The organism is Oryzophilus luti (genome assembly GCF_059726245.1).
In genome coordinates this window covers 2,923,622-2,937,025 of the sequence record NZ_AP040874.1, presented here as the reverse complement: position 1 = coordinate 2,937,025, position 13,404 = coordinate 2,923,622, and the positions used below count along the sequence as shown (strand labels likewise).

Sequence of the window (13,404 nt, the reverse complement as noted above, 5' to 3'; positions counted from 1 at the left end):
GGCAGATGGCTGTTTTCGACGAACCCAAGGTACTTACAACAATTCTTGGCTCCTGCGTGGCTGTGTGCCTGTGGGATCCGATCCGCCGTGCCGGCGGCATGATCCACTACCTGCTTCCTCAGTGGGAGCCGGGCAGCGGAACCGACCCATTGCGCTACGGCGATGCCGCCGTGGACTCCCTGATCCGCGAAATGCTGCGCCTTGGCTGCCGCAAGAGCCAAATACAGGCGCACGTCTACGGTGGCGCCTGCGTGCTCGGCGTCTTCCGCCGCGAAGGGCAACTGCATCTTGGCGAGCGCAACGCCGAGATGGCGCTGCGCAAGTTGGCCGTGCACCAGATTCCGGTACGGGAGTGCGACATTGCGGGCACCCAGCCACGCAAGCTGCTCTTTGATCTGGCGACCGGCTCGGTCGTGATGAAACGCCTGGAGGCGAGCCATGGAAATTGATCGCGAAGCCATTGTGCAGGGGTTTGTTGCCGAAAGCGAAGAGAACCTTGCGTCGATGGAGTCCGACCTCCTGCAACTGGAAACTCACCCCCAGCAGGACGATCTGGTGGGTGGAATCTTCCGCTGCATACACACCCTGAAGGGCAACGCCCTGCTGCTCGGCTTTGAGTCGCTGTCGCATCTCGCGCATGAAGTGGAGAACGTGCTGCAAGCTGTCCGCTCAAAGCAGCTGCCCGTCAACTCGCAGGTGACTTCAGCGCTGCTGGCGTCCGTGGATGCACTGCGCGGGGCGGTGAAGGCCGCCGTTGCGGGCAGCGAGGACGTGCTGACACCCAACGAGGGTTTGCGCCGCCAGCTTGCTACGTTGCAGGCACCGGCTTCGGCTGCGAAATCAGCTGAGGCCAACGCGGCGGTCACGCAGGAGGCGGCGAAGGACAGCTCGCGCAGCAAAACCTTGCGCGTCACGGTCGAAAAGCTGGACCGGATGCTGAACCTGACGGGAGAAATCAGCATTGCCCGCGGTCACTTGCGCCAGATGTTGGGCAACGCCGGGCAAAACTATGCCGACGCAATGCTTGATGCGCAGGGAACGCTCGACCGCCTCTGTCTGGAACTACAGGAGACGATTCTGCGCGCGCGCATGGTGCCCGTCGGACCGCTGTTCCGGCAGTGCTCGCGTGCGGCGCGCGACCTGGCCATCAAACTGGGCAAGCAGGTGGAGGTTTCCATCTCGGGCGAGAGCGTAGAGGTGGATACCAGCATCACCGAATTGATCCGCGATCCACTGATTCACATGGTGCGCAACGCTCTCGATCACGGCATTGAACTACCCCAGCAGCGCCGCGCGGCCGGGAAGCATCCACGCGGTCACCTGGAATTGAAGGCCGAGCATGTGGGCGGCAACATCGTCATTGAACTGCGCGATGACGGGCGCGGCATTGACGTGGAGGCCATCCGTGCCAAAGCCCGCGCCGAGCACCTGCTAGGAGAAGACGAAGAGGCCAGCGCGCAGGACCTCTACCGGCTGATGTTCCAGGCGGGCTTCTCCACCGCGCGCAAAGTCACAGAAGTTTCCGGGCGCGGCGTGGGTATGGAAGTAGTGCGCCGCAACGTGGAAGCCCTGCGCGGCAGCGTGCAGGTCTTCAGCAAGCCCGGCGAGGGCACCACCATACGCATGCGCGTGCCGCTCACGCTGGCCATCATGGAAGGCTTCCTGCTGGGCGTTGGCGGAGAGCAGTTCGTGGTGCCCATGGAATCCGCCGTGGAGTGTCTCGACCTGCCAGCGGATCACGTGGTGGGCGCCAACGGATCGGCGGTTATCAATTTCCGCGGCGCGCCGCTGCCGGTGCTGCGCCTGCGCAACGTCATGGACGTTCCCGGCACGCGCGGGCAGCGCGAAAAAGTGTTGGTCGTCCGCGAGCACGATGTGCTTGCCGGACTGGTTGTAGATGCGTTTTACGGGCAGTGGCAGGTGGTCATCAAACCCCTCGGACCGCTGACACCGATGGCTTACGGAGTTTCCGGCTCCACCATTCTTGGAGACGGAAAGGTCGGGCTCCTGCTCGACGTTCCACGGCTGTTACAGGATGCAGTTCGGTTGACCCAAGCTGAAAAACAAGGAGTAGCAGTATGAAAAGTATGCCCATCAGCATGAGGCTGGGACTTTGCCTGGCCGTGTTGATTCTCGTGTTCTGCGGCGTCACCTTCATGGCGGCCGACCGTATGCACTCGCTCTATTCTGATTTTGAAGATGTGGTTGCCGTCCAGATGTCCAATGCAGTATCGGCAGCCGAAGCCGCCAGCATCAATGGCGACAATGCACGCCTGACGGCGCAGGCCCTTGCGGAAGGTAGTATTTCTGTCGCGCTTGAGTCGGAGATGCAGTTGCAATCCTCCGATCTGAGCAAGCTGCTGGAGACCCTCGATAAGGGCGTGAGTGACACGCGTTCGCGCGAGACGCTGAAAAAGATCAAGGAACTGCGCCCGGTTTATGTGGAGGCCCGCAAGCAATCGCTCGAACTGCTGCGCGCCGGACATCAGGAAGAGGCGCGCGCCAAGTTTGAGACCGCCGTGCTGCCTGCTCTCAAGGAGTATCGTGCTGCGCTCACAGAGCTCTCCAGTAATCAGGACGACCACGCGCACGCAGCGGTGAAGGATGCTGGCGAGATGTATGCCAGCAGCCGCAACACCATGATCGCGGTCTCAATCGTCAGTTTGATTGTTGCGGTCCTGTTGGGCCTTATGGTGACCCGCAGCATCACGGTTCCGGTGGCCGAGGTCGTCGCGGCTGCCGAGCGCATTGCCGCCGGCGATCTGCGCGAGCCTGTGCGCGTGACGATGGGCGACGAGATCGGTCGCCTGCAGATTTCCATGAGCAAGATGAGCGAGAAGCTGGCGCAGGTGATCGGCGAAGTTCGTTCCGGCGCCGATGCACTCAGCTCGGCAGCCTCGCAGGTTTCCAGCAGCTCGCAGATGCTCTCGCAGGGCACCAGTGAACAGGCGGCCTCGGTGGAAGAGACCACAGCCAGCCTGGAAGAGATGAGTGCTTCGATTCAGCAGAACGCCGAGAACAGCCACCAGACCGAGCAGATGGCGACCAAGGGTTCGACCGAAGCGAACGAGGCCGGTGACGCTGTTCGCGAAACCGTCGGCGCCATGAAAACCATTGCCGGCAAAATCTCCATCATCGAAGAGATTGCCTACCAGACGAACCTGCTGGCGCTCAATGCCGCCATTGAAGCGGCGCGCGCCGGTGAGCATGGCCGCGGCTTTGCCGTGGTGGCCACTGAAGTCCGCAAGCTGGCCGAGCGCAGCCAGACTTCGGCCAAGGAGATCAGCTCCATCGCCGAATCCAGCGTGCAGGTGGCCGAACGCTCCGGCGAGAAGCTGCATGCGCTTGTGCCCGCCATCCAGAAGACGGCCGAGTTGGTGCAGGAAGTGGCCGCTGCTTCGCACGAGCAGTCGTCGGGCGTCGACCAGATCAACCGCGCCATGGGGCAGGTTGACCAGATCACGCAGCGCAACGCCTCGGCTGCGGAAGAACTGGCCTCCACGGCGGAAGAGATGGCGTCGCAGGCAGAGAGCCTGCAGCAGTTGATGCGCTTCTTCCAAACGTCGAGCGACGACCGCGGAGCACATCGCGAAGTTCGCCTGCCGCATCCTGCCGCCAACGTTGCCAAGAACACTCCGGCCCCGGTCTGGAACAAGACCGCCGCTGTGCCGCACTCCGTGAAAGCGAAGGATGCGGGCGGCGAGGGCAGCTACACGCACTTCTAGGAGCAAGCCTTTGGCGACGCAGACGATTGTTGTACCAACGCAGCAGTACCTCACCTTCCAGGTGGCGGGTGAGGAGTATGCCATCGGCATTGACCGTGTGCGCGAGATCATCGAATGCACGGCCATTACCCGCGTGCCCAAATTGCCCAGCTTCATTCGCGGCGTCATCAACCTGCGCGGCACCGTGGTGCCCACGCTGGACCTGGCGGTGAAGTTCGGGTTGCCGGAGAGTCCGCTCACCCGCACCACCTGCATTGTGGTGCTTGACCTGACCTCCAACGGCGAAACGGCCACGATGGGCCTGATTGCCGATTCGGTGAACCAGGTGCTTGAGCTCCCGGCCAGTGAGGTGGAAGCCGTGCCCTCGTTCGGTACCCCGGTGGATACCAGCTACCTGCTCGGCATGGTCCGGCAGGGAGCGAAGTTCGCCCTCATTCTCAACGTCGACCGCGTGCTTTCGCTGGAGGAGCTGCAACAGGTCTCCGGTGTGGCGCAGGTCGCAGAGGATGAGGTCGCAACTCCAGCACAAGCGGAAGAGGATTCGCATGGAAGCAGCAGTTCCCCGGATTGTTCCGGAGATCCATCCGATCACTGACGCTGAATTTCAGCAGTTCCAGGCGCTCATCCAGCGCGAGGCCGGCATATTCCTGTCGGATGTAAAACGCGCGTTGCTGGTTGGGCGCCTGGTACGGCGTCTCCGTGAGCTGGGCTTCACGTCGTTCGGCAAGTACTACCGCTACGTGCGCGAGCACGGCGAGAAGGAAATGCGTCTGCTGCTGGATGCGGTCAGCACCAACGAGACGCACTTCTTCCGCGAGCCGGTGCACTTTGAGTACCTGCGCAATCGTCTTCTCCCGGCGTGGAAGGCCTCGGTTGCCGAGAGCCGTGGTTCGCGGCAACTGCGCATCTGGAGTGCGGCTTGCTCCAGCGGCGAGGAACCGTATTCGATTGCGATGACCGTGCTCGATGCGTTCCGCGACACGCAGGGCTTCACCTTCGAGGTGATTGCCTCCGATATTTCGACGCGGGTGCTGGCCAAGGCTCAGGCCGGGGTCTACCCCATCCAGAAGGCGGAGGAAATTCCCGAAGCCTACCGGAAGGCCTACATGCTGAAGGGGCAGCGCGAGAGCGCCGGCTCCATGAAGGTGCGTCCGGAGCTGCGGGCATGTGTCAGCTTCCAGCGCGCCAACCTGGTGGGAGAGATGCACGAAGTGACAGGTAGCTTCGACGCAATCTTCTGCCGTAACGTGCTGATCTATTTTCAGGTGGAAACCCGGCGGCGCGTGCTCGCGGCTCTCGCTGCACGGCTGCGTCCAGGCGGACACCTGTTCCTGGGACACGCAGAAACCATGCACGGTGCGGATGTGCGCACCAGTTGTCCGGTCCCGAATGTGTATCTCTGCAATCCTGCAAGCAATGCGCCCGCGGGAAGCAAGTGAGGTAGAACGTGGAAGTACTCGTTGTTGATGATTCAGCCGTAGTGCGCAACGTGATGACGTTGGTGCTGACGCAGGCGGGCATGAATGTGACCTGTGCCAGCGATCCGATCATTGCCATGGCCAAGATGCAGACCCTCCGTCCGGATGTAATTCTGCTGGACGTGGAGATGCCGCGCATGGATGGCATCACCTTTCTGCGGACGCTCATGGCCAAAGACGCCATCCCTGTGGTGATCTGTTCCAGCCTGGCGGAGAAGGGCAGTGAAGTGGCATTGACCGCGCTGCGCGAAGGCGCGGTGGCCGTGATGGAAAAGCCCAAGCTCAACTTGCGCAGCTCGCTCGAGGATATGGGCACCGGCGTAGTGGACACCGTGCGCGAAGCGGCACAGGCGCGCCCGCGTGCGCGAACCACCGCTGCTCCCCGTCCGCTGGATGCAACTCACCTACCTTTCGCGCAGACCACCGATCAGGTCATCGCCATCGGCGCCAGCATCGGCGGCACCGAGGCCGTTCAGTTCCTTTTGGAGCAGTTGCCGGTGAACATGCCGGGCATGGTCGTGGTGCAGCACATGCCGAAGGCGTTTACTCCGGCTTTTGCGCGTCATCTGAATGACAACAGCAAGCTGCTGGTGAAGGAGGCCGCCGACGGCGACCGCATTATGAGTGGCCGCGTCCTCATCGCTCCGGGTGACATGCACACTATGATCCGCCGCAGCGGCGCGCACTACATTGTGGAGGTGAGCAACGGCCCGCTGGTGTGCCGCCACCGCCCCAGTGCCGACGTGCTGTTTGAATCCGCCGCTACCTCGGCCGGCTCCAACGCCATCGGCGTCATCCTCACCGGCATGGGTGATGATGGGGCCAACGGACTGCTCCAGATGAAGCAGCGCGGCGCGCTCACCTTTGCCCAGGATGAGGCCAGCAGCGTTGTCTTTGGTATGGCCAAGGAAGCCATTCGCCGTGGCGCCGTTGTCGAAAGCAATGTGATGTCTCTGCAGCGGATTCCTGAAGCGCTGGTGATGGCTGTTTCGCGCAAGGCCGCGTTCCCGCGTTAGGAGGCGCGCAGCTGCGCGAATCGCTCACGCACATTCCGGTCGCCGCGCTCTTTGCGAGGGCGGCCTCCGAAATGTCGGTGATTCTCACGCGGAAAAGTATCGTGCTTCGGCCCGGGCGAAATCTTCGCAATGCTCGTGCGAGACGCTACAGGATCTCCGCCCATTGGGGCGAGACCGCGAATGCCGCGTGGATCAGGCCGACATGCGAGTAGGTCTGTGGGAAGTTTCCCCACATGCGCGAGGTGTTCGGGTCGTAATCCTCCGAGAGCAGTCCGAGGCTGGAGAATGCGCTCTGGGCGCGGCGCAACACTTCGCGTGCTTCCTCGCGTCGGCCGAGAGCCGCCAGAGCCTCCACCAGCCAGAAAGTGCAGATGACGAACGCCACCGAGGGCTTGCCGAAGCCATCGTTCAGGCTGTAGCGCTGGAGCCAGCCTTCCATGGAAAGGTCCTTGTGGATCGCGTCGACCGTGCGGATGATGCGCGAATCCTGCGGCGGCAGAAAGCGCAGACGCACCATCTGCAGCAATGAAGCATCCAGGTCCTCTCCGCCATAGTGCCCCACAAAACTGCCGCGCGGTTCATTCCATGATTGCTTCAGCACCTCACCATGGATGCGCTCGGCTGCCGCGCGGAATTCCGCAACATGCTGTGGCGCGTGCAGGACTGCAATGCGCGTCATGCGCTCGGCCGCCGACCAGCACATCAGGCTGGAGAAGGTCTGCGGCTTCCAAGTGGTGCGGTATTCCCAGATGCCCGCATCGGGCACGCCGGAAACCGAGATGGCCTTGCGGGTGAGCGCTTCCACCAGCTTGAGCGCCTCGGGAGAGCGTTCGGCACTCAGCCGTTCGTCGAGAAAGATGGGCGTGAGCGCCAGCACCATTTCGCCAAAAATGTCATGCTGCAATTGAGGCGCGGCGCCATTGCCGATGCGCACCGGCTTCTCATCGTTGTAGCCGGGCCAGGTGTCAAGAATCGACTCCTCAAGGCTCTGGGAGCCGTCCACGCGATAGAGCGGCGAGAGATTCAGGTTCCGCGCGCCGCCAGCCAGGTTCAGCAGAAACTGCACAAAGTTCTCACGCTCTTCATACTGACCCAGCAGCCCAAACGCGCTCAGCACGTAGTAGGAGTCGCGCAGCCAGCAATAACGGTAGTCCCAGTTGCGGCCGCTTCCCGGAGACTCCGGAATCGAAGTCGTCATGGCCGCGATGATCGCGCCGGTGTCCTCAAAGCAGTGCAGCTTCAGGGTCAGGGCCGAGCGAATGACCTCTTGCTGAAAGAGCGGAGGAATGTCGCAGCGTTTGACCCACTGCTCCCAGTAACGCGTGGTCTCATTCAGAAAGCGTTCGCACAGCGGCGTCAACGGCTCCTCAATGGGAGCGCCCCAGGCCAGGATCAGATGGCGCCGTCCGGTCAACGTAAACGGGCGGCCATCCAGATAGGAAAGCGGAATGTCGGTGGTCAGCCGCAACTGGCTGTCAAAGCCCTCGAAGCGAACGTGGTGCGAGCCTTGCAGCCGCGTCGGAGCCTTCTGTGTCCAGCCCAGCCTCGGGTCGCAGTCGACGGTGATACGCGGCGTTCCCTCCAGCGGCTCAATGATGCGGTAGAGCTGCACGGGCAGGAAGGCGCGGTTGTAGTGCATGAAGCGCGGGGCAAAGTCGATGATCTTGAATGAGCCGGATTCGGTATGGAACACCGTCTCCAGAATGTTCGTGTTAGCGCGGTAGCTCTGCTCGCCCAGCTTTCCGCTGGCGGGCGCAATGCGGAATCGGCCGCCATTTTCTTCATCCAAAAGCGTCGAAAACACCGGATCGGAATCAAATCTTGGCAGGCAGCACCAGACGACCTCGCCGCTCTTGTGGATCAGCGCGGAAAACTGGCAGTTACCGATCAGTCCCAGGTCCTCAAGCCTCATCCGGCACCCCTTTGGCTCCGTATGGCACTTTAGTGTGGTTCAATATAAGTATGACACGAGTAGCCCGCTTCATTCTCGCCCTGCTCATCGGACTTGCGCTGTTAACCTGGGCGGCCTCCGGCGTCATAGAGACCACGGTGCAGCGCTGGTTCGAGCATGATGTCAGCTCGCGCGCGGAATTGGTTCTGGCCGGTGCCCGGCAGTCGCTGGCCGACGCCTGGTCGGCGCCCGCAAGTCTCCAGGCACAACTTGCAATCCTGGCTCGCGATGAGCGCGTGCTTGGCGTAACGGCCTGCGGCAGCGACCTGAAGCAGCGCGCCAGCACCGGAGGTTTTCCCGCTGAATTCGGCTGCACGGAAGTCGGCACCCGCCTGCGCGGCGATCTCGACGGTGCCAAGTCCAAGTACGGCGAATTCCGCGTCTGGAATAACGTTGCCGCACTGCCCACCGGCCGTGTGCTGGTCAGCGCCATGCCAGTAGAGATGCAGGGCGAGGAGCTGGGGTTCGTGATTCTTGTGCACGACCTTGGGTACATTGACCGCCGCGAGGCGCGTGCGCAGAATTTCTTGCTCGGCGCGTTCTGCCTGCTCGCGCTGGTGGCGTTCGGCGTGCCATTGATCATCGCGCGCGGCGTTCGCTCCGATTGGAGCGGCGAATTGCGCGGCATGTTGCGCGGGAACCGAAAACATAGTCAGGAATTCCAGCCGATTCTGAACGACGTGCGTGAGCTGATGACGCGCATGGACGCCGAGCGGGAGGACTCTCCCGACGCCTGGACTGCGGACCGCTTGCGGCAGACGATGAACCGCCATCTCCACGGAGAGAAGATCGTGATTCTCGCCAACCGCGAGCCCTACATCCATCAGCACACCGCCGATGGCAGTATTACCGTGCAGCACCCGGCCAGCGGCCTGGTGACCGCTCTGGAGCCGGTGATGCGCGCATGCAGCGGCGTGTGGGTGGCGCATGGCAGCGGCAGCGCCGACCGCGCGACGGTCGACCGCAACGACCATGTGAGCGTTCCGCCGGGTGAAGAGTCGTATCTTGTCCGCCGCGTCTGGCTCTCCGACGAGGAGCAGCAGGGATACTACTACGGGTTCTCCAACGAAGGTTTGTGGCCGTTGTGCCACGTGGCCCATGCGCGCCCCATCTTCCGCGCCGAAGACTGGCGGCAGTACAAGGCCGTGAACCAGAAATTCGCCGACGCCGTATGCAATGAGGTTGACTCCAAGGATCCGATCATTCTGGTGCAGGATTATCACTTTGCACTGGCCCCGGCGATGATCCGCGAGAAACTGCCTTCGGCGACGGTGCTCATGTTCTGGCATATTCCGTGGCCCAACGGCGAGCGCATCGGCATCTGCCCGTGGCGCAATGAGCTGCTGGAGGGGCTGCTTGGCAGCAGCATCCTCGGGTTCCACACCCAGTTGCACTGCAACAATTTTCTGGAATCGGTGGACCGCTACCTGGAGACACGAATTGACCGCGAGCAGAACGCCGTTGTTCGGCAGGGACGTCGCACGCTCGTGCGACCGTACCCGATTTCCATTGAGTGGCCGGTGCACTGGGCGGAGCAGTCGCCCAGCGTGGAAGAGTGCCGCGCCCAGGTGTGGCGAGACCTTCACCTGAAGCCGGATGCGCTCCTCGGCATTGGCATCGACCGCCTCGATTACACCAAGGGAATTGAAGAGCGCCTGCTCGCCGTGGAGGCCCTGCTCGAAAATCATCCCGAGTACCGGGGACGGTTAAGCTTTGCGCAACTGGCCGCGCCGAGCCGTACCAAGATTGCGCGCTATCGCGAGTTGAATGAGGCGGTGGAGCAGTTGTCGGCGCGTATCAACCAGCGCTTCTGCACCGACGACTATCGCCCGATCATCCTGCTGCGCTCGCACCACGAGCCGCCGGAGGTCTTCCGCTACTATCGCGCCGCCGATCTGTGCTACGTCAGCAGCCTGCATGACGGCATGAACCTGGTGGCGAAGGAATTTGTGGCGGCGCGCACCGATCTGAAGGGCGTGCTCATCCTGAGCGAGTTCACCGGTGCCGCGCGCGAGCTGACCGAGGCGCTCGTGGTTAATCCGTATGACCTTGAAGCAAGCAGCGAGGCGATGGACTTTGCGCTGAAGATGCCGGAAAGTGAGCAGCGGGACCGCATGTGGGCCATGCGCTCGCTCCTGAAGCAATTCAATGTGTACCGCTGGGCCGGCAGAATGCTGGTGGATGCGGCACGGCTGCGCAGCCAGGAACGCGTCTCAGGAAGACTGAGCAATCGCCACGAGACGAATTCGGGCAGGGCACTGTGAAATACATTCTGGCGAAGACAGCGCTTCCAATTCTGGAGAAGCTGAAGAGCGAGCGAACGCTGTGCGCCTTTGATTTTGACGGTACGCTGGCGCCGATTGCGACCCACCCGAGCAGGGTTCGGCCGCGACGCCGTACGCTGGCACTGCTGGCGAAGTTGTGCGAACGCTTCCCCTGCATTGTCATCTCCGGACGCGCCCGGCGAGACATCACCGGAATGCTCCAGGGCGTACCGCTACGCGCCATCATCGGCAACCACGGGGCCGAGACAGAGGCCGCCCGCGAGCCCCATGCGCTCATCCGCTCATGGCGAACCATACTGGCGACGCAGCTCGCGGACCTTCCGGGCGTGTGGGTGGAAGACAAAGGCTTCTCACTCGCGGTCCATTACCGTCAAGCGCAGCGGAAGCGCGCAGTGCATGCGCGAATCCTGCAGGCAGCGCAGAGCTTGAGCCACGCGCACATCTTCGGTGGAAAGCAGGTGGTCAACATCGCTCCGGTCAACGCCCCCAACAAGGGCACGGCGCTGGCGGCACAACGCGACCGTCTGCAATGCGACTGGGTGTTGTATGTCGGCGATGATGACAATGACGAGGCGGCGTTTGCGATTGGCGGCAACCTGGTCGCCGTCAGGGTCGGAGCCAACCGGCATTCAGCGGCTCAGTTCTATCTTCGGGGGCAAACGGAAGTAGACCAGCTTATGGCGAGCCTGTCACGCAGCAAGCGGTCAGCGGTCAATCGTACGATGCGGCCTTCGGCTCAGAAGCAAGCCCGAATGGCAGAGCGCCCGGATTGACGCCTGTGTACTGCGTATCAAATGAGGATATCTGTCCGGAACGACGGAGCTAGCTGCCCTTGTTGGCTTCCGTGTGAAATACGCCAACTTTGCGAACCAGGGCCTGAAAGCGCGGAGATTGTGCGAGGAAATCATAGGCGGGATTGACGCCGAGCTTCAAGGCTTCCGGGCTGTGTTCGTTCACCAGCGCGTCAATGGAATCGAGCGAGGCCTGTTCATTACCGGCGAACGCCTGCCACTCGGCTTCAACAAAATCGGAGTCCTTGCGTTTCCGACCTTCTTGATTCTTGAGAATCGATGCGAGTTTGTAGCGTGCGTAATCCTGCGCGCCCCGCTTGCGCAGCACTTCCAGCCCCTCTGTCTCAAGACGCAGGCTGAAATCGTCGCTCTGCAGCCTGGCTGCTTTCTGCCAGTTCAGGACAGCATCTTCTTTGTTCCCGGCATACCAGAGGGCCCAGCCCAGTTGTGAATAGGCGCGGCCCCACTCCGGACGCGCGTGCACCAGCGCCTGTCCATCGGCAACGGCCCGGGGATAGTTGCGCGCGGCGATCGAAACATACATATCGGTTCCGTATACAACGCCCCACAGAGGATCGATCTGGTGCGCGAGGTCCACTTCGCTGAGTGCCTCGCGGGTGCGGCCGGAATCTGCCAGCAGCACGGCAAGTCGCATGTGGTGGGCCGCCGATCCGCCGTCGAGTTCCACGGCCTTCCGCAGTTGCTGCTCCGCCAGGGGAACGTCCCAATGCGCCTCAAGGTAGGCCAGCCCGAGCACCGAGTGCGCCAGCGGACTCTCACTGTTGTAGTGGATCGCCGAAAGTGCATAGCGCTCTGCCTCAGCCAGAGCTGCGAAGGATTCCTTCGTGTCGCTGTAGTTGGCCAGAACCAGGTGAACTTCCCCCAATCCGGCATAGGCTGAAGCGAACATGGGGTCCAGTTGGATGGCCTGCTGAAAGCCATTTTTTGCCCGCTCCAGCGATTCGAGACTTCGCTCCGCCAGATCGTGGTTGGCGCGCAGGTACAGCTCATATGCCTGCGGATTGTTCGTGCTGCCATGCAGGCTCTGCGCCGTGCGCGCGGTTCCCAGCGCCGGGTAGAGTTCCTCCCGGAACCGGCTGGGCACCGTGGGCAGTGTCTTACGGTCTCCGCGGTAGACGAACGACGCAAGGTGCACCGCGTCGCGGCCCCGAACCAGCTCCAGCCGCACCTCAAACTGGTCGCCCTGCAACTTCATGGTGCCGATGATGAGGTAGGTCAGGTGCATCTCCTGCGCAATCTTCTTCAAGTCTGTCGCAGGTGTCACTTGGATGCCGGTGAGCGAATTGGCGGCGCGCTCTTCCACCTGCGGAAGCTGCGCCACAGCCTCAATCAATTCGAGACGCAGGCTCTCTGCAAGCACGCTGGAATCGGGGTCGGACGTCGACAGCGGCAGGATGCCGATTACATACGGCCCGGTCTCCGTGTGCCTCCAATACCGGGTGGCCAGGAACGCAAAAATTGCAGCCAGCACGATTGCACTGAGTGCGACGGCCAGGTATCTTTTGCGGCGCGAGGCGGCGGGGAGAGCAGAAGGTTTCGGCTCTGCTGATGGAGCGTGTGGTTCTGCGGCACTCTCCACCGGCACGGCGGCACCAGCGTCCACGGAAGCTGGCAGTGCGGAGGACGGCGACAAGGCTTGGCGCACCTGCACGGCACTCTCCGTTGTGAATCGGTAGCCGAGCTTGGGAAGTGTCCGTATATAGCGCGGATCGCGCGCATCGTCGCGCAGGTAGCGGCGTAGGCGGCTGATGACGTTGTTTATGGCGCGGTCGGCGTCAAATGGAACGCTGTCTTCCCAGAGTGCGCGGGTCAGTTGCTCGCGGGAAACAACCTGGTTGGCATGTTCGAGCAGGTACGCAAAGAGTTTGGCTTCCTGTTCTGGAAGCTGGAAACGCAAGTCTTCCCGCCACAGTTCGCGGCTGAAGCCGTCGAACACAAACTCGTCAAATGAGTAGACTGGGCCGGGCGATTCGTTGCTGCGTCCGTTCATCTCTGCCGTATGAGCCCTTCGGCCTGCATGCTCGGCCGGTTGGGGTTGTGCCCCTCCTGATGGAATATGAGTGTACACTACCGGCCCGCCCGCGCCGTGCAGCGCCGGCTGGGTGCCCCCAAACAAAAAAGCCCTGTGCGGAGTGTT

Annotated in this window: 10 protein-coding genes; 8 read left to right on the top strand and 2 right to left on the bottom strand. The window is 62.3% G+C overall.

Translation table 11 applies throughout. The features are described 5' to 3' along the window. Positions 1-5: 5 nt before the first annotated feature. Genes AC6IZO_RS12500 through AC6IZO_RS12475 form a run of 6 tightly spaced genes read left to right on the top strand, consistent with a single transcriptional unit; the run spans position 6 to position 6,219 of the window. Positions 6-449, top strand: a complete 444-nt coding sequence (locus AC6IZO_RS12500) for a chemotaxis protein CheD (protein WP_497805133.1) — start codon at positions 6-8, stop codon at positions 447-449. Beyond that, entirely contained in the window at positions 439-2,082 is a 1,644-nt protein-coding gene (locus AC6IZO_RS12495; protein ID WP_497805132.1) for a chemotaxis protein CheA, read from the top strand. The genes AC6IZO_RS12500 and AC6IZO_RS12495 overlap by 11 nt, the downstream gene beginning before the upstream one ends. Then, positions 2,079-3,725 carry a methyl-accepting chemotaxis protein gene (locus AC6IZO_RS12490; RefSeq protein WP_497805131.1) on the top strand — a complete coding sequence of 549 codons (1,647 nt, stop codon included), beginning with the start codon at positions 2,079-2,081 and terminating at the stop codon, positions 3,723-3,725. The genes AC6IZO_RS12495 and AC6IZO_RS12490 overlap by 4 nt, the downstream gene beginning before the upstream one ends. A gap of 10 nt (positions 3,726-3,735) precedes the next feature. Continuing rightward, positions 3,736-4,320 (top strand): chemotaxis protein CheW, encoded by a 585-nt coding sequence (locus tag AC6IZO_RS12485; protein WP_497805130.1) that lies wholly within the window; start codon positions 3,736-3,738, stop codon positions 4,318-4,320. Further along, positions 4,271-5,164, top strand: a complete 894-nt coding sequence (locus tag AC6IZO_RS12480; RefSeq protein ID WP_497805129.1) for a CheR family methyltransferase — start codon at positions 4,271-4,273, stop codon at positions 5,162-5,164. Before AC6IZO_RS12485 ends, AC6IZO_RS12480 begins: the two co-directional genes overlap by 50 nt. Positions 5,165-5,172: 8 nt before the next feature. Continuing rightward, positions 5,173-6,219 (top strand): protein-glutamate methylesterase/protein-glutamine glutaminase, encoded by a 1,047-nt coding sequence (locus AC6IZO_RS12475; RefSeq protein ID WP_497805128.1) that lies wholly within the window; start codon positions 5,173-5,175, stop codon positions 6,217-6,219. 145 nt (positions 6,220-6,364) lie between these two features. On the opposite strand, the gene AC6IZO_RS12470 is transcribed toward AC6IZO_RS12475, so the two are convergent. Beyond that, positions 6,365-8,131 (bottom strand): glycoside hydrolase family 15 protein, encoded by a 1,767-nt coding sequence (locus AC6IZO_RS12470; RefSeq protein ID WP_497805127.1) that lies wholly within the window; start codon positions 8,129-8,131, stop codon positions 6,365-6,367. A gap of 50 nt (positions 8,132-8,181) precedes the next feature. On the opposite strand from AC6IZO_RS12470, the gene AC6IZO_RS12465 reads away from it, so the two are divergent. Beyond that, the gene (locus AC6IZO_RS12465; RefSeq protein WP_497805126.1) at positions 8,182-10,434 is read left to right on the top strand and encodes an alpha,alpha-trehalose-phosphate synthase (UDP-forming); all 2,253 of its coding nucleotides are present in this window, start codon (positions 8,182-8,184) and stop codon (positions 10,432-10,434) included. Next, complete coding sequence (otsB, locus tag AC6IZO_RS12460) at positions 10,431-11,228, top strand: trehalose-phosphatase (protein WP_497805125.1); 798 nt, start codon at positions 10,431-10,433, stop codon at positions 11,226-11,228. The genes AC6IZO_RS12465 and otsB overlap by 4 nt, the downstream gene beginning before the upstream one ends. A gap of 49 nt (positions 11,229-11,277) precedes the next feature. On the opposite strand, the gene AC6IZO_RS12455 is transcribed toward otsB, so the two are convergent. Beyond that, positions 11,278-13,257 carry a winged helix-turn-helix domain-containing protein gene (locus AC6IZO_RS12455; RefSeq protein ID WP_497805124.1) on the bottom strand — a complete coding sequence of 660 codons (1,980 nt, stop codon included), beginning with the start codon at positions 13,255-13,257 and terminating at the stop codon, positions 11,278-11,280. Positions 13,258-13,404: the final 147 nt, after the last annotated feature.